This is a genomic window from Pseudomonas sp. BIGb0164, from assembly GCF_024810135.1.
GTDB lineage: Bacteria > Pseudomonadota > Gammaproteobacteria > Pseudomonadales > Pseudomonadaceae > Aquipseudomonas.
In genome coordinates, this window is the sequence record NZ_JANUEA010000007.1 from 135,355 (window position 1) to 152,357 (window position 17,003).

The 17,003-nt window shown below is 61.5% G+C and carries 14 protein-coding genes and 4 tRNA genes; 3 read left to right on the plus strand and 15 right to left on the minus strand.

What is annotated here, in order from left to right:
- The 3 genes from M2394_RS19360 to leuC form a co-directional block, all read right to left on the minus strand.
- Complete coding sequence (locus M2394_RS19360; RefSeq protein WP_178924451.1) at positions 1 to 765, minus strand: class I SAM-dependent methyltransferase; 765 nt, start codon at positions 763 to 765, stop codon at positions 1 to 3.
- Between the two features lie 131 nt (positions 766 to 896).
- Positions 897 to 1,541, minus strand: coding sequence for a 3-isopropylmalate dehydratase small subunit (gene leuD, locus M2394_RS19365; protein WP_259173683.1), 645 nt, complete (start codon positions 1,539 to 1,541; stop codon positions 897 to 899).
- Positions 1,542 to 1,551: 10 nt separating this feature from the next.
- Positions 1,552 to 2,970: a 3-isopropylmalate dehydratase large subunit gene (leuC, locus tag M2394_RS19370; protein ID WP_178924455.1), complete on the minus strand. Its 1,419-nt coding sequence runs from the start codon at positions 2,968 to 2,970 to the stop codon at positions 1,552 to 1,554.
- A gap of 140 nt (positions 2,971 to 3,110) precedes the next feature.
- Here leuC and M2394_RS19375 point away from each other — a divergent pair, with 140 nt between their 5' ends.
- Together M2394_RS19375 and M2394_RS19380 are read left to right on the plus strand one after the other, a co-directional pair.
- On the plus strand, positions 3,111 to 4,001 hold the full coding sequence (locus M2394_RS19375) for a LysR family transcriptional regulator (protein WP_178924457.1): 891 nt from the start codon (positions 3,111 to 3,113) through the stop codon (positions 3,999 to 4,001).
- Between the two features lie 66 nt (positions 4,002 to 4,067).
- The gene (locus M2394_RS19380; RefSeq protein WP_259173684.1) at positions 4,068 to 7,346 is read left to right on the plus strand and encodes an EAL domain-containing protein; all 3,279 of its coding nucleotides are present in this window, start codon (positions 4,068 to 4,070) and stop codon (positions 7,344 to 7,346) included.
- 3 nt (positions 7,347 to 7,349) lie between these two features.
- Here M2394_RS19380 and M2394_RS19385 read toward each other — a convergent pair whose 3' ends face one another.
- The 6 genes from M2394_RS19385 to M2394_RS19410 form a co-directional block, all read right to left on the minus strand.
- Positions 7,350 to 7,865 (minus strand): hypothetical protein, encoded by a 516-nt coding sequence (locus M2394_RS19385; RefSeq protein ID WP_259173686.1) that lies wholly within the window; start codon positions 7,863 to 7,865, stop codon positions 7,350 to 7,352.
- Complete coding sequence (locus M2394_RS19390; RefSeq protein WP_259173688.1) at positions 7,841 to 8,620, minus strand: hypothetical protein; 780 nt, start codon at positions 8,618 to 8,620, stop codon at positions 7,841 to 7,843. Before M2394_RS19390 ends, M2394_RS19385 begins: the two co-directional genes overlap by 25 nt.
- A 120-nt stretch (positions 8,621 to 8,740) precedes the next feature.
- Positions 8,741 to 9,703 (minus strand): tRNA-dihydrouridine synthase, encoded by a 963-nt coding sequence (locus tag M2394_RS19395; RefSeq protein WP_178924463.1) that lies wholly within the window; start codon positions 9,701 to 9,703, stop codon positions 8,741 to 8,743.
- Between the two features lie 66 nt (positions 9,704 to 9,769).
- On the minus strand, positions 9,770 to 10,201 hold the full coding sequence (locus M2394_RS19400) for a thioesterase family protein (RefSeq protein WP_259173690.1): 432 nt from the start codon (positions 10,199 to 10,201) through the stop codon (positions 9,770 to 9,772).
- Between the two features lie 39 nt (positions 10,202 to 10,240).
- Positions 10,241 to 11,074 carry an alpha/beta hydrolase gene (locus M2394_RS19405; RefSeq protein ID WP_178924467.1) on the minus strand — a complete coding sequence of 278 codons (834 nt, stop codon included), beginning with the start codon at positions 11,072 to 11,074 and terminating at the stop codon, positions 10,241 to 10,243.
- Between the two features lie 15 nt (positions 11,075 to 11,089).
- Complete coding sequence (locus M2394_RS19410; protein WP_178924469.1) at positions 11,090 to 11,629, minus strand: TetR/AcrR family transcriptional regulator; 540 nt, start codon at positions 11,627 to 11,629, stop codon at positions 11,090 to 11,092.
- A gap of 160 nt (positions 11,630 to 11,789) precedes the next feature.
- Here M2394_RS19410 and M2394_RS19415 point away from each other — a divergent pair, with 160 nt between their 5' ends.
- On the plus strand, positions 11,790 to 12,350 hold the full coding sequence (locus M2394_RS19415; RefSeq protein ID WP_259173694.1) for a hypothetical protein: 561 nt from the start codon (positions 11,790 to 11,792) through the stop codon (positions 12,348 to 12,350).
- 90 nt (positions 12,351 to 12,440) lie between these two features.
- On the opposite strand, the gene M2394_RS19420 is transcribed toward M2394_RS19415, so the two are convergent.
- From M2394_RS19420 to uvrB, 6 genes are all read right to left on the minus strand, one after another.
- Positions 12,441 to 12,516 (minus strand) — tRNA-Glu (locus M2394_RS19420).
- A 79-nt stretch (positions 12,517 to 12,595) separates the two neighbouring features.
- Positions 12,596 to 12,671 (minus strand) — tRNA-Ala (locus M2394_RS19425).
- A 50-nt stretch (positions 12,672 to 12,721) separates the two neighbouring features.
- Positions 12,722 to 12,797, minus strand: a tRNA-Glu gene (locus M2394_RS19430).
- A gap of 78 nt (positions 12,798 to 12,875) precedes the next feature.
- A tRNA-Ala gene (locus M2394_RS19435) sits at positions 12,876 to 12,951 on the minus strand.
- A gap of 147 nt (positions 12,952 to 13,098) precedes the next feature.
- On the minus strand, positions 13,099 to 14,580 hold the full coding sequence (gene gltX / locus M2394_RS19440) for a glutamate--tRNA ligase (RefSeq protein WP_058427800.1): 1,482 nt from the start codon (positions 14,578 to 14,580) through the stop codon (positions 13,099 to 13,101).
- 199 nt (positions 14,581 to 14,779) lie between these two features.
- Complete coding sequence (gene uvrB / locus M2394_RS19445; RefSeq protein WP_176998708.1) at positions 14,780 to 16,795, minus strand: excinuclease ABC subunit UvrB; 2,016 nt, start codon at positions 16,793 to 16,795, stop codon at positions 14,780 to 14,782.
- Between the last annotated feature and the right edge of the window lie 208 nt (positions 16,796 to 17,003).

The following is a 17,003-nucleotide window of genomic DNA, read 5'->3' on the forward strand; positions in this document are numbered from 1 at the left end:
TCAGCGCTCGGCAAACACCACCAGCACGTCGGTGCTGAAGGTGCCGTCGGCTTGAATGTCGTAGTAGTCACGCACTTCCTGACCCATCGCCTGTTGCAGCTCAAGGATGGCTGCGCGCAGCACCTCTGGCGTGCGCATGCGCTCGACCCATGAGGTGTATTCCAGGCGCAAGCGTTGGCGGCTGCTGTTGCGCACATGCAGGCCGGACTCACTGAGCTGCTGCATCCACTCGGCGGCGCTGTAGTCACGTACGTGGCTGGTGTCGCGCAGCACTTCGACGGTTTGCAGGTAAGTGTCCAACAGCGGGCTGCCCGGTGACAAGACGTCGACAAAGGCCGCCACGCCGCCCGGCTTCAGCACCCGGCGCACTTCACGCAGGGCCAGGCCGAGGTCGCTCCAGTGGTGGGCCGAATAACGGCTGAACACGAAGTCGAACTCGCCATCGGCGAACGGCAAGCGTTCGGCGGCGCCGTGCACGGTGCGGATGTTGCCCAGGTTACGGTCTTTCGCAGCGGCGGCGACCACGTCGAGCATCTGCTGGGACAGGTCGTAGGCCACCACTTCGTTGACCAGCGGCGCAACGTGGAAGCTGACATGACCGGCACCGCAGCCCAAATCCAGCAATCGCGCACTGCCCTGCCCGGCCAGCTCGGCCTGCAGCAGCGCAAATTCGGTGCCTTGGGCGTGCACGGCACTGCTCAGGTAGGCGGAGGCTTGCTCGCCGAATTGTTTTTGCACGACTTGGGTGTGGGCGGTGGTGGTCATGGTGGTTTTTCCTTGGGTTTTGGGGTGGTTGTACGGGCGCTATCGCCGGCAAGCCAGCTCCTACAGTTGGAATGCATTCCAATGTGGGAGCCGGGCTTGCCCGCGATGGGGCCTGCACGGTCTACCGCCAATCAAGCATCGCGAAACAACCAAGGCTGGCTCGCCCGGTGCTTGGCTTCAAACGCGGCAATCGCGTCGCCGTCCTGCAAGGTCAGGCCGATGTCGTCCAGGCCATTGAGCAGGCAGTGCTTGCGGAAAGCGTCCACTTCAAAGTGATACACCTTGCCATCCGGACGGGTCACGGTCTGCGCGGCCAGGTCGACGGTGAGCTGGTAGCCCTCCTCGGCCTCCACTTGCTTGAACAGCTCATCCACTTCGGCATCGCTCAAGATGATCGGCAGCAAGCCGTTCTTGAAGCTGTTGTTGAAGAAGATGTCGGCATAGCTCGGCGCGATGATGCTGCGAAAGCCATATTCTTCCAGGGCCCATGGCGCGTGTTCACGGCTGGAACCGCAACCGAAGTTCTCGCGGGCCAGCAGCACACTGGCACCTTGGTAGCGTTCGGCGTTGAGCACGAAGTCCTTGTTCAGCGGGCGCTTGGAGTTGTCCTGGTAGGCGTAACCCACGTCCAGGTAGCGCCACTCGTCGAACAGGTTGGGGCCGAAACCGGTGCGCTTGATCGACTTCAAGAACTGCTTGGGGATGATCTGGTCAGTGTCGACGTTGGCACGATCCAAAGGGGCGACAAGGCCGGTGTGTTGGGTAAAAGCACGCATCGGGTATTCCTCAGATCAATTCGCGAACGTCGATGAAACGACCGTTGACGGCAGCGGCAGCCGCCATGGCCGGGCTGACCAGGTGAGTACGCCCACCGGCGCCCTGGCGCCCTTCGAAGTTACGGTTGGAGGTGGAGGCGCAATGCTCGCCCGACTCCAAGCGGTCCGGGTTCATCGCCAGGCACATCGAGCAGCCTGGCTCGCGCCATTCAAAACCGGCTTCAAGGAAGATCTTGTCCAGGCCTTCGGCTTCGGCTTGCGCTTTCACCAGGCCCGAACCCGGCACCACGATGGCTTGCTTGATGGTCGAGGCCACCTTGCGGCCTTTGGCGATGACGGCTGCGGCGCGCAGGTCTTCGATCCGCGAGTTGGTGCAGGAACCGATGAACACGCGATCCAACTGGATATCGGTGATCGCCTGGTTGGCCTGCAAGCCCATGTACTTCAAGGCGCGCTCGATGGAACCGCGCTTGACCAGGTCGGTTTCCTTGGCCGGGTCCGGCACGTTCTGGTCGACGGCCAACACCATTTCCGGCGAGGTGCCCCAGCTGACTTGCGGCTTGATCTGGGCAGCGTCGAGCTCGACCACGGTGTCGAACACCGCATCGGCGTCGGAGACCAGGTCTTTCCAGGCTTCGACAGCGGCCTCCCAATCGGCACCTTGCGGAGCGAATGGACGGCCTTTTACGTATTCAACGGTCTTTTCGTCCGCCGCCACCATGCCCACGCGGGCACCGGCTTCGATGGACATGTTGCAGATGGTCATGCGGCCTTCGATGGAGAGGTCGCGGATCGCGCTGCCGGCGAACTCGATGGCGTGGCCATTACCGCCGGCGGTGCCGATCTTGCCGATCACGGCGAGCACGATGTCCTTGGCGGTCACGCCGAACGGCAAGGTGCCCTCGACCTTGACCAACATGTTCTTCATCTTTTTGGCGACCAGGCACTGGGTGGCGAACACATGTTCCACCTCGGAAGTGCCGATGCCATGGGCCAAGGCGCCGAACGCACCGTGGGTGGAGGTGTGGGAGTCACCGCAGACCACGGTCATGCCCGGCAAGGTGGCACCCTGCTCCGGGCCGATCACGTGAACGATCCCTTGACGCACGTCATTCATCTTGAATTCGGTGATGCCATATTCGTCGCAGTAGTCGTCGAGGGTCTGCACCTGCAAGCGCGACACCTGGTCGGCGATGGCGTCGATGCCGCCTTTGCGCTCGGGAGTGGTCGGTACGTTGTGGTCCGGTGTGGCGATGATGGAGTCGACGCGCCAAGGCTTGCGCCCGGCCAGCCGCAGGCCTTCGAACGCTTGGGGCGAGGTCACTTCATGGATGATGTGACGGTCGATATAGATCAGCGACGAACCATCGTCGCGCCGTTTCACTTCATGGGAATCCCAAAGCTTGTCGTAAAGCGTTTTGCCGGCCATCAGTCGGTCCTCATCAGCGGTGTTTCATACGCCGGGCTTTTCAATAACCCTTTGGCTTGTGAGGCTGATGGTATGGCGCTACATTAAATAACTCAAATTCATATTTTTTATGCTTTGGATTACCAACTGGAATACAGCATATGGACCTGGCCAACCTCAATGCCTTTATCGCCATCGCCGAGACCGGCAGCTTCTCCGGCGCCGGCGAACGCCTGCACCTGACCCAACCGGCCATCAGCAAGCGCATTGCCGGCCTTGAGCAACAATTGAAGGTGCGCCTGTTTGATCGCCTGGGCCGTGAAGTCGGCCTGACCGAGGCCGGGCGGGCCTTGCTGCCCCGCGCCTATCAGATCCTCAACGTGCTGGATGACACCCGCCGCGCCCTCACCAACCTCACCGGCGAAGTCAGCGGGCGGCTCACTCTGGCCACCAGCCATCACATTGGCTTGCACCGCCTGCCCCCGGTGCTGCGCACCTTTACCCGGGAATACCCCAACGTGGCGCTGGATATTCAGTTCCTCGATTCGGAAGTGGCCTACGAAGAAATCCTCCACGGCCGCGCCGAAGTGGCGGTGATCACCTTGGCGCCCGACCCGCACAACCTCGTCCGCGCCACGCCGGTCTGGGATGACCCGCTGGATTTCGTGGTCGCGCCGGAACACAGCCTCACCAGCAACGGCACCGTCAGCCTGGCGGATATCGCCAAGCACCCGGCAGTTTTCCCCGGTGGCAACACCTTTACCCACCATATTGTCAGCCGGCTGTTCGAAGCCCAGGGCCTCACGCCGAACATCGCGATGAGCACTAACTACCTGGAAACTATCAAGATGATGGTCTCCATCGGCTTGGCCTGGAGCGTGTTGCCGCGCACCATGCTCGATGATCAGGTGGCAAGTATCGCTTTGCCGGGCATACAGCTCAGTCGCCAGCTAGGCTATATCGTGCACACCGAAAGGACGCTGTCGAACGCTGCGCGGGCTTTCATGAGCCTATTGGATGCACAGGTCGATCTGCCAGGGATACCGGCATGAAGCTGTGCGGCCTCAAGGCCTGAACCAACCCGCGCCGAACGCCCATCGAGCCAAGGCCCTTTGATAATGCGCAACCCCGTCGATTCCGTGCCACCCCTGCCCCGCATCTACGCCCTTGACCCTCAAGAGGCGGAACAGAGCTGGGACAGCGCCCCACAGCTGCTGGCAGCGCTGAACGCTGCCCGGCTGGGTGCGTGGTGCTGGGAAATCGACAGCGGGCGCATCAGCTGGTCGCGGGGCACCCAGGCGCTGTTCGGCTTCGACCCCCGGCAGCCGCTGCCCAAGGACCTGGACTACCTCGACCTGCTCGCCCCCGAAGACAGTGCCCGTGTGGTGCGGGCCTTTCATGCCGTGCTGGCCGGCGAACCGTTCGAGCAGGCCATGCACCACCGCATCCAATGGCCCGACGGCAGCCTGCACTGGCTGGAAATCAACGGCAGCCTGGCGCCAGACAAGGCCGGCCGCCGTCGCATGATCGGGGTGATCCGCGAAATCACCCACCAGCGCGAACGGGAAAATGCCCTTGGCCACTCCGAAAAACGCTTCGCCACGCTGTTTCACCTGTGCCCGAACATGGTGTTGCTCACCCGCCAGTCCGACGGCCTGATCAGCGAGGCCAACCAGTATTTCGAGATGCTGTTCGGTTGGCCGGTCGCCGACGTCATCGGCCGTACCACCCTCGACCTTGGCCTGTGGCGCCACCCCGAACAGCGTGCGCTGCTGGTCAAGGCGACCCAGCGCAAAGGCGAGCCGATCACCATGGAGGTGCAGTTTTGTGCCAGCAACGGCCAGATCCACGATGGCACCCTCAGCGCGCAGAAAGTCGAGCTGGAGGGCGAGGCCTACCTGATCAGTACGTTCCTGGACACCACCGAGCGCAAAAACGCCGAGCAGGCCCTCAAGGACAGCCAGGAGCGCCTCGACCTGGCCCTGGACTCGGCGCAGTTGGGCACCTGGGACTGGCACATCCCCACCGGCATGCTCTACGGCTCGGCCCGCGCCGCCCAATTGCACGGCCTGCCGCCCGAACCCTTCCATGAATCCTTCGATGCATTTTTCGAGGGCATGTCCGATGAAGACCGCGAAGGCATGCGCAACGCCTACCGCAGCCTGCGCGAAGGCCCTGAAGGTAACTATCAACTGACCTATCGCGTGCTGATGGAGGACGGCAGCCCGCGCTACCTGGAAAGCCGCGCACGCCTGTACCGCGATGACGCCGGCAAGCCGCTGCGCATGGCCGGCACCTTGCTGGACATCACCGACCAGGTGGAACGCGAGCAACGCCTGACTGCTTCTGAAGAAAAGTTCGCCAGCCTGTTCCAGGCCAGCCCCGACCCCATTTGCGTCACGTGCCTGGACAGCGGCGAATTCATCGAGATCAACCCGGCCTTTACCCAAACATTCGGCTGGACAGCCGCCGAGGTCATCGACAAGAGCGCCGACCAGATCGGCCTGTGGGACGACTCCAGCAAACGCCTGCAGCGCATCGAGCGGGTGATTCGCGAGCAATCGTTGAGCAATGTGGCGATTGTGGTGCACCACAAGAACGGCCAGAGCCTGACCTGCGTGATTTCCAGCCGGCTGATCAAGGTCGGCGACCAACCGTGCATCGTCACCACGCTGCGCGACATTACCCAGCAACAGCGTTCGGAAGCGGCGCTGAAGGCCAGTGAAGAGAAGTTCGCCAAGGCCTTCCATTCCAGCCCCGACGCCATTTCCATCACCGAGCGCGATACCGGCCGGTACGTGGAGGTCAATGACGGGTTCTGCCGACTGACCGGTTATCGCGCCGAAGAAGCCATCGGCCTCACCCTGTACCAGATCGGCATCTGGGCCGATGAAAACCAGCGCGCTGCGCTGCTGGCGGAGTTGCAGATCAAGGGGCGCATCCATCACCTGGAAATGCTCTGGCATAACAAGCGCGGCGAGTTGCTGGCGGTGGAAGTGTCGGTAGAACCGATTACCCTCAACGAGACGCCCTGCCTGCTGCTGACCGCCCGCGACGTGAGCCTGCTGAAAAATGCTCAGGCGCAGATCCGCCACCTGGCCTACCACGACCCGCTGACCAACCTGCCCAATCGCGCCCTGCTGATGGACCGCCTGAGCCAGCAGATCGCCCTGCTCAAGCGTCACAACCTGCGCGGCGCCCTGCTGTTCCTGGACCTGGACCACTTCAAGCACATCAACGATTCGCTCGGGCACCCGGTGGGCGACACCGTGTTGAAAATCGTCACCGCGCGCCTGGAAGCCAGCGTGCGCATGGAAGACACCGTGGCGCGCCTGGGCGGTGACGAGTTTGTGGTGCTGCTCAGCGGCCTGGACGGCACACGCACCGAAGTCAGCGCCCAGGTGCAGGAACTGGCCGACACCTTGCGCGAGCTGCTCTCGGAACCGATGTTCCTCGACGGCCACCGCCTGCAGGTCACGCCGAGCATTGGCGTGGCGCTGATCCCCGATCACGGCTCCACCCCGGCCGACCTGCTCAAGCGCGCCGACATTGCCCTGTACCGCGCCAAGGATTCGGGGCGCAACACCACGCAGATGTTCCACAACAGCATGCAGAAAACCGCCAGCGAACGCCTGCGCATGGAAACCGACCTGCGCCTGGCCTTGTCACGTGGCGAGTTCAGCGTGCATTACCAGCCTCAGGTGGATGCGCGTGGCAACAAGATCATCGGCGCCGAAGCCCTGGTGCGCTGGCAGCACCCGCAACTGGGCGCGCAATCGCCCACGGAATTCATCAAAGTGCTGGAAGACAGCGGCCTGATCCTGGAAGTGGGCACCTGGATCCTCGACGAAGCGTGTGCCGCCTTTCAGCAATTGATCGCCGACGGCCTGGTAGACCCGCTGAAGTTCAGCCTGTGCGTGAACATCAGCCCGCGCCAGTTTCGCCAGAACGACTTTGTGGAACGGGTGCAGCGCAGCCTCAGCCAGCACCAGCTGCCGTGCAGCCTGCTGAAACTGGAGATCACCGAAGGCATCGTGATCCAGAACCTGGACGACACCGTAGCCAAGATGCGCCGCCTGAAAAAACTCGGCGTGAGTTTTGCGATGGATGACTTCGGTACCGGCTACTCCTCGCTCACCTACCTCAAGCGCCTGCCGGTGGATGCGCTGAAGATCGACCAATCGTTTGTGCGCGATGCAACCCACGACCCCAACGACGCCGAAATCATCCGCGCCATCGTAGCCATGGCCCGCAGCTTGAACCTGGAGGTGATCGCCGAGGGCGTGGAAACCCCGGAACAATTGGCGTTTTTGCAGAGGCTGGGTTGCCACGTGTTCCAGGGGTATTTGCATAGCCGGCCGTTGCCGATCGAGGGGTTCAGGCGGTTGTTGGGGTAGCCGTCATACCAACTTCTGCGCCCACAAACTATTGCTCATCCAACTCGATGAAAGAAGGCTTTCCTTCTTCCCAAACAGGTCGAGGGCGCCATCAATCACGGCCACTGAATGCCCATTACCGGCCAAGGTACCAATGGCGCCCTTGGCCAGTTCCTCCGCATTGCTTTCGCGTATGTAGGCAAACAAGCCCAATCGGCGCAGTGCATTACCAGGGAAATCACCGTCGTTGAGCGTCTGCATGGCCACTTCGAAACTCTGCCTTGCGCGAAAGTCGTTGTTCTCCGATTGCGCTCGCTTTGCGCTCACCGCATACAAGAAGTTGGCATCCTCCAGCAACACCGGATCAGCCCCCGTCAATTGCGACACCCGCCTGGCCTTGGCCAGTTCTTCATGAGTAAGCGTTAAGGGGAAGCCGTCGCGCATAGTGACTTCAAAACCCTCGGGGCGCTCAGTCACCGTACGAAAAATATCCTTCGGTTTCTGCCCAAATCTCATCATCGCAGCCTTGATCGCCGACACTGTCGCGCAATTGCCATTGGCGCCCTGATAAAAGCCGCTCCAGATATCCTTAGGCTTTTCACTGGTGGGCACTGCCCCAGCCGAACTCGACCGCGAAGTACTGGGAACAATCTGTAGCCATAGCGATTACCGACTGGCATTGGAAAGCCATCGCGGCGACCGACCCCGTCCACGACCAATGTGCTGCCAAAGTTGTGGGTACCCATCACCGCCACCACGCCCTCGCCCACCATCTCACCCGGCGACACATATTGGGACAGGCCATACACCCCCATCCCCTGCAAGCATCTCAATGTGGTTTCACCCTGGAGCGTCTTGGCCAGCGCCGCCGCAAAACTCGCATACCCCCCGACGCTCTGCTTGCGTTTCACAAAGACCGCCAATGCAAAGTTGGCAGCCCTGACCACCTCAACGTCATCACCACCAAACCTCGATGCCTGGGCCACTTGGCTCAATTCATCCTGCGAGACATGCACTTTGAATTCATCTTTCATCGTCACGTCGTAGCCGCTACCAGAAGACGTGACTTGATCGAACATGTCGGCCGGCGTAGGACCCAGTGTCGCCATCATCATTTTGATCACGGCAGCATGGCTTGTGCCGTCAAAGTTCTCACCAAACCGTCGCTCGGCGACATTAAAAGCGTTAGCCCAGTTGGTGGTTTTTTCCGCCACCGGCACTGAAGGCTGCCCGGCGGAGAACGGGTACTGAGGCGGTGATGCAAAAGCGGGGGCGTTTAATACCGGAGCATTCATGAACCATGATTCCAGAGGGATGTACCCGAGGTTCGTGGGCTCCAGCGTTATTCGGTTCCGACCATCCCATTTCACAATAAGAAAAGGGCGCCAATGGCGCCCTTTCTTGAAGAGGTATCGCTACGCCGCGACGGCGGGATGTGGCATGCCCAGCAAGCGGCTGACCTGCTCCAGCTCGGTCTCCCGGCGCAAGGCCGTGAACAGCTCCACCGCCTCGGGGTAGTTGCGTGTCAACATTGCCAGCCATTGTTTCAAGCGGCCCGGCGCCTGGCGCTCGGTCAGTTGCTCGACCGATTGGGTCCAGAAATCCTGGAGCATGGGTTGCATCTGCGCCCAGGTCATTTCCACCACCTCTTCGCCGGCGCGCGCGGCGGCAATCTGGCGCGCCAGGTCGGGACGTGCCACCAGGCCACGGCCGAGCATGATGTCTTCGGCGCCGCTGACTTCACGGCAGCGCTTCCAGTCTTCGACACTCCAGATGTCGCCATTGGCGAACACCGGCACCTTGACCACGTCCTGCACACGCGGGATCCACTCCCAATGGGCGGGCGGCTTGTAGCCATCGGTCTTGGTGCGCGCATGCACCACGATATGCGCCGCGCCGCCTTCGGCCAAGGCCGTGGCGCACACCAGCGCGCCGTCCGGGCTGTCGAAGCCCAGGCGCATCTTGGCAGTCACAGGGATGTGCGCAGGCACCGCACGACGTACGTGCTCAACGATCTGATTGAGCAACTCCGGCTCCTTGAGCAGCACCGCACCGCCACGAGACTTGTTCACCGTCTTGGCGGGGCAGCCGAAGTTCAGATCGATCACCTGCGAACCCAGCTCACAGGCCAGGGCGGCGTTTTCCGCCAGGCACACCGGGTCGGAGCCGAGCAATTGCACGCGCAGTGGCACACCCGCCGCGGTGTGGGCACCGTGCAGCAGCTCCGGGGCGAGCTTGTGAAAATAGGCCGGGGTGAGCAGGCGATCATTGACGCGGATGAACTCGGTCACACACCAGTCGATACCGCCGACACGGGTCAGCACGTCCCGCAGGATGTTGTCGACCAACCCCTCCATGGGCGCCAAAGCAATTTGCATGGAAAACACTCAACAAAAATCGTGGCGCAGTTTACTGGGTTTCCCACCGCAACCGCTAACCCCCCGTCAGTTGCGCAGCGCCGGGCCGTAACCGTCGAGGAACTCGGGCGGCATGCGCTTGGGCTTGCCAGTGGACAGTTCGATGCACACAAAGGTGGTTTGCGCACGCAGCAGGGTCGCGCCATCGCGAGGGCGCATCAGCTGGAAGCGACGGGTCATTTTCAGGCGCTGGTCCCAGTCGACGATCCAGGTGGCCAGTTGCAGCTCGTCGCCCTCATAGCCGGCGGCCAGGTAGTCGATCTCATGGCGCACCACGGCCATGGCACGGTCCAGGCGGCGGTACTCGGTAAGGTCCAGCCCCAGGCGCTGGGAATGGCGCCACGCGCAGCGCTCCAGCCAGGACACGTACACCGCGTTATTGGCGTGCCCCAGGCCGTCGATGTCTTCAGCGGCGACCTGCAGGTCGATGATAAACGGTGTTGCCAGATCCCAGCCCATGCCTTGCTCCAGTCGATTGATGTCGGCGGGAGCAGTGTATCAGGCGGTTTGCCGCTCCTGCACACGACGACCGGCCAGCAGGGCCAATACGCCCTCGATCACGCGGGGATCGGCCAGCACGCGCTGGTGCCCGCCCTGCTCCAGGCGCAGCAGGCGGCTGTCGAACCAGGCCTCGTGGATGGCCTGGGACGCCTTGACCGGTACGAACGTGTCGTCTTCGGCGTGCACGATCAGGCCGGGCATATTCATCTGGTAGTGAGCCACATCCAGGTGCTTGAGCGGCATGCCGAAGGTCAGCTCGACCTCCTGGATAAACGCCGAGCGCGCACGCGGCGGCAAACCCACCATTCGGGTAAAGCCGCGCAGCACATCGAGAAAGCGCGACGGCGCAGCAATACTGACCAGCGCCTCGGTGCGCAACCCCAGTTGCACCGCCAGCATCGCGCTGGCGCCGCCCATGGAGTGACCGACCACGGCGTGCAAGGGTGGCAACTCATTGGCCGCCTCCAGCATGGCTCGGGCGAACAGCAGCACGTGCGCCTCACGCCCCGGCGAACGACCATGAGCCGGGCCATCCAAAGCAATCACCGAATACCCGTTTTGCACCAGGGCGGTGATCAGGCTGGCAAACTGTGTAGGGCGCCCTTCCCAGCCGTGCATCAACAGCACCGCAGGACCTTGCCCCCAACGCAGGGCGGACAGACCGAAACGCAAGGTGATGCGCTCCGATTGCGCGAGCAGTGGCAACTCCCAGTCACGCGGCGGCAGGTCGCGCGGGGTCATGAAGGTACGCCGCATTCTGCCCGCCACCGTGTGCGGCGCCAGGCGGCCAACGGTGTTATTGAAACCACGAATCCAGGTCAGGGCGCCCATGATGCGAATCCTCTCTTAGCGCACGGCCGACTTGGCTGCGCGTAACACACGGTCGGACAACTCACCCGGGCCCAAGGCGCGAGCCAGGGCCAGGCCACCGATCATCAACGCCATGTCGGCCAGGGCCTTGTCGGTGTCTTCGGGGCTGGCGGCCAATTGGGCGGCCATCAGCTCCACGTGTTCGTTCAAGGCGTCGCGGAAGGTGTCCGGCAGGCGCGCCATCTCGCCGACAGTGGCGGGGATCGGGCAAGCCTGGGCCGTGGAGTCGCGGTGCTTGCGCGACAGGTAGAACGCGGCTACCAGGCTCCTGCGCTCTTCACCGGTCAGTTGCTCGTCCATGTCGTCGATCGACGCGCGGCGCTTGGCCAACAGTTGAGTGAAAGCCTCCAGCATCAGCGCGTCCTTGCTTTCAAAGTGCGCGTAGAACCCACCGACGGTGAGCCCTGCCGCTCCCATGACTTCCCCGACGCTCGGCTCGGCCGGGCCGCGCTGGATCAACGCCGCACTGGCAGCCTGCAAAATGCGTTCGCGGGTTTGCGCTTTTTTATCGCTCATCAAAGCCTCCGTTTCTCATGGGTTGAATATTATTGCCATAATAATATTTGGCAAGCCACCAGCATGACCGCTCGTCTGAGCGCCCCCTCTGCAAATAATGGAATAAAACCGTCGCTTCAGCCGTTGTCGATGCAACACACCCTACAGCGGAGAGAACGTCATGGCCTGGACGCAGCAAAACGAGAACTGCGCATGGGTGGCCGGCGAGGCACCCTATGTTTTCGACAATGAATACACGGCCAACTTCATCAGCGGTTTTCGCACGGTGCTGATCGCGAAGATCGAAGCCGAAGGCGTGGGCAACCAACCGTTCGGCAAATTCTTCAACGACCGGGACGGGCACGCTGAAGCCAACTTCCTGGAGGCGCTGCGGGCCAATGAATGGGTATTCGATGCGGGCTATCAGGAGATCGTGGTGAGCATCAACAACTCGCCGTGCCGCCAGTGCTGCGTGCTGTTCAAGCAATACATGGAAGAGATTCAGCTGCGCTTCCCGAATACCACGCTGGTCATCGAGACCGCCAACATCTATCACCCGAACGACCCGCAAGACCAGGCCTGCCTGCGCGCCTTGTCACGCCTGCCCGGCATTCGCGTGGAGATGTGGAACGTCGCACTGATCAACGCCCAGAACCAGGGCCCGGAAGTCAGCCCTGCGCAGGAACTGGCGCGCATCAACAAATCCTTGCGCACCGCCCATGTGGTTCGACGAATGCCGTAACCAGGTGAGGTAAAAACCCAAACGCCAGACAAACAAAAGGGCCATTCAATAATTGAATGACCCTTAAAAATCCCGCAGAGCGGGTAATCGTGGCGTCCCCTAGGGGACTCGAACCCCTGTTACCGCCGTGAAAGGGCGGTGTCCTAGGCCACTAGACGAAGGGGACACAAACCTTCTATACAACTGATCAGTGCTGAGAACTGATCGATTCAAAGCCGGTGTGGCCAGACCTTGAACCTGTAAATTGGTGGAGCTAAACGGGATCGAACCGTTGACCTCTTGCATGCCATGCAAGCGCTCTCCCAGCTGAGCTATAGCCCCAGATTTTTCGTCTCGCGACGCAGCAGGCCTTTCGAACTGCTTGTTGAAACTGGCGTCCCCTAGGGGACTCGAACCCCTGTTACCGCCGTGAAAGGGCGGTGTCCTAGGCCACTAGACGAAGGGGACAAAACCTTCTGTACAACTGATCAGCGCTGAGAACTGATCGATTCAAGGACGGTGTGGCCAGACCTTGAACCTGTAAATTGGTGGAGCTAAACGGGATCGAACCGTTGACCTCTTGCATGCCATGCAAGCGCTCTCCCAGCTGAGCTATAGCCCCTCATCGGTGAGGACGGGGCGAATCTTAATGGCGCTTTGGAAACGTGTCAAATTTATTTTCAACAATTTTCAAAATTTTTTGCCGGGATAACAATCACTTACCGGCGAAACCCCGGAAAACCGGGGTTTCGTCGTTGTAGCAGGCTGATTAAGCGATAGCGCCCAACAGCTTTTCCCACTCTTTGTTTTCTTTCTTCGACACACCACCAAGCAAATCAAGGGCTTGGCGCAGACGGAAACGCGTGAGGTCCGGACCGAGGATTTCCATCGCATCGAGCACCGACACCGAACTCGCCTGCCCGGTGATCGCGGCAAACATCAGCGGCATGGCATCACGCAACTTCAGCTCCAGGGACTCCACCACCGCCTGGATCGTCGCGGTGATCGCGTCCTTCTCCCACTGGCGCAGGCTTTCGAGCTTCCACAGGATCAACTGCATCAACTGGCGCACCTGGTCGCCCGAGAGCTTCTTGGACTCGAACAGCTTGGCATCCGGGTTCACGCCCCCGGCAAAGAAGAAACTCGCCAACGGCGCGACCTGGCTGAAGGTCTCCACCCTGCCCTGCACCAGCGGCGCGATCTTCATCATGTACTCAGGGTTCAGCGCCCACTGCTGCACACGGCTGGCGAACTCTTCCACCGGCAGGTCACGCAGCCATTGGCCGTTGAGCCACGACAGCTTCTCGATATCGAAAATCGGCCCGCCGAGTGACACGCGGGACAAATCAAAGTTGTCGACCATTTCCTGCAACGAGAACTTCTCGCGCTCGTCCGGCATCGACCAGCCCATGCGGCCCAGGTAGTTGAGCATCGCCTCAGGCATGAAGCCCATGCGCTCGTAGAAGGTCACCGAGGTCGGGTTCTTGCGCTTGGACAGCTTGCTCTTGTCCGGGTTACGCAGCAGCGGCATGTAGCACAGCTGCGGCTGTTCCCAACCGAAGTACTCGTAGAGCAGGATCAGCTTCGGTGCCGACGGCAGCCATTCTTCGCCACGCAGCACATGGGTGATGCCCATCAGGTGGTCGTCGACCACGTTGGCCAGGAAGTACGTCGGCAGGCCGTCGGTCTTCATCAGCACCTGCATGTCCATGCGGTCCCACGGGATCTCGACGTCGCCACGCAGCATGTCCGGCACCACGCACACGCCTTCGCTCGGCACCTTCATGCGGATCACATGGGGTTCACCGGCCGCCAGGCGGCGCGCCACTTCTTCTTTGGACAGCAGCAACGCACGGCCGTCGTAGCGCGGGGTCTCGCCACGGGCCTGTTGCTCGGCGCGCATCTGGTCCAGCTCTTCAGCCGTGCAGAAGCACGGGAACGCATGGCCCATGTCGACCAGCTGCTGGGTGTACTGCTTGTAGATGTCGCTGCGCTCGCTCTGGCGATACGGGCCGTGCGGGCCGCCGACGTCCGGGCCTTCGGCCCAGGTAATGCCCAACCAGCGCAGGGCATCGAAGATCTGCTGTTCCGACTCGCGGGTGGAACGCAGTTGATCGGTGTCTTCGATCCGCAGGATGAATTCACCGCCGTGCTGCTTGGCGAAGCAGTAGTTGAACAAGGCGATGTAAGCAGTACCGACGTGGGGATCCCCAGTAGGCGATGGCGCGATGCGCGTGCGGACGGTGGTCATGGCAGGTCTCGAATGGGCGATAAAACTGAAAATTGAAACAAGGGGCGAATGGTAACACCAGCTTGGGTGATTCTGGCAGACCGAGGTGCCTGCATTCGCGAGCAAGCCCGCTCCCACATTCAACCGATTTCCAACATGAGAATGCGGTCAAGTGTGGGAGCGGGCTTGCTCGCGAAGGCGTCAGCCTCGTCACCGCAAATCACACTGCCAGCAAACGCTCGCGCAACTTGCCAATCTCATCCCGCGTCTGCGCCGCCGCCTCGAACTCCAGGTCCCGCGCCAGCTGGTACATCTTCTCTTCCAGTTGGCGAATACGCTTGGTGATCTCACTCGGCGAGCGCAATTCGTTCTCGTACTTGGCGCTTTCCTCGGCCGCCTTGGCCATGCCCTTGCGCTTCTTGCTGCGCGAGCCCGGCACGGTGGCGCCTTCCATGATATCGGCGACGTCCTTGAACACGCCCTTGGGCGTGATGCCGTTGGCCAGGTTGAACGCGATCTGCTTGTCGCGCCGACGCTCGGTCTCGCCGATCGCCCGCTCCATGGAGCCGGTGATACGGTCCGCATACAGGATCGCGCGACCATTGAGGTTACGCGCCGCACGGCCGATGGTCTGGATCAACGAACGCTCAGAACGCAGGAAGCCCTCCTTGTCCGCATCGAGGATCGCCACCAGCGACACCTCCGGCATGTCCAGGCCCTCTCGCAGCAGGTTGATGCCCACCAGCACGTCAAAGGTGCCCAGGCGCAGGTCGCGGATGATCTCCACGCGCTCCACGGTGTCGATGTCCGAGTGCAGGTAACGCACGCGCACGCCGTGGTCGGCCAGGTAATCGGTCAGGTCTTCGGACATGCGCTTGGTCAGCGTGGTGACCAGTACCCGCTCCTCCAAGGCCACGCGCTTGGTGATTTCCGAGAGCAAGTCGTCCACCTGGGTCAATGCCGGACGGATTTCGATTTCCGGGTCCACCAGGCCAGTCGGGCGCACCAACTGTTCGATCACACGGCCCGCATGCTCGGCCTCATAGTTGCCCGGCGTCGCCGACACAAAGATGGTCTGCGGGCTGATGCTTTCCCATTCGTCAAAGCGCATCGGCCGGTTATCCAGGGCCGACGGCAGGCGGAACCCGTATTCCACCAGGGTTTCCTTACGCGAACGGTCGCCCTTATACATGGCGCCCACTTGCGGCACGCTGACGTGGGACTCGTCGATCACCAGCAGTGCGTCAGGCGGCAGGTAGTCATACAGCGTCGGCGGCGGCGCGCCGGATTCACGACCCGACAGGTAGCGCGAGTAGTTTTCGATGCCGTTGCAGTAGCCCAGCTCCAGGATCATCTCCAGGTCAAAGCGCGTGCGCTGCTCCAGGCGCTGGGCTTCCACCAGCTTGTTGTTGGAACGCAGGTACTCCAGGCGCTCGGCCAGTTCCACCTTGATGCCCTCGACGGCGCCCATCAGGGTTTCGCGTGGCGTCACATAGTGGCTTTTCGGATAGAAGGTAAAACGCGGCAACTTGCGGATGACCTCGCCGGTCAGCGGGTCGAAGGCCGACAGGCTCTCCACTTCATCATCGAACAGCTCGATGCGGATCGCTTCCAGGTCGGATTCGGCTGGGTAGATGTCGATCACATCGCCGCGCACGCGGAAGGTGGCGCGGGCAAAGTCCATGTCGTTGCGGGTGTACTGCAGGCTCGCCAGGCGGCGCAGCAGTTCGCGCTGGTCGAGTTTGTCGCCACGGTCGACGTGCAGCACCATCTTCAAATAGGTTTCCGGGCTGCCCAGGCCGTAGATGCACGACACTGTGGTGACGATGATCGCGTCCTTGCGCTCCAGCAACGCCTTGGTCGCCGACAGCCGCATCTGTTCAATGTGGTCGTTGATCGACGCATCCTTCTCAATGAAGGTGTCGGAGGACGGCACGTAGGCTTCGGGCTGGTAGTAGTCGTAGTAGGAAACGAAGTACTCCACCGCGTTGTTCGGGAAGAAGGACTTGAACTCCCCGTACAACTGCGCGGCCAGGGTCTTGTTCGGCGCCAGCACCAGGGTGGGCCGGTTGATCTGCGCGATCACGTTGGCGATGCTGAAGGTCTTGCCCGAACCGGTCACCCCGAGCAGCGTCTGGTGCGCCAGGCCGGCTTCAATGCCTTCGACCATCTGGCGAATGGCTTCCGGTTGATCGCCGGCGGGTTCGAAGCGGGTGACGAGCTGGAAATCCGACATAACGTACCTCGTGAAGTCACCCCAGACTCAAAACCGCCAGGGACGAAATAGCTCAGCAACCCGCGAATAGTCATCGCAGGTTGCAGGAAAAAACCATGATAGCTGTAGAAGTGGTGCCGAATGTGACGGGTTTCAAGGCAATCGTCCTACCTGCCGCTCAGGATCAATGTTGCAATAAGACTAACGGTCAGCAAATAAACCGAAAAAC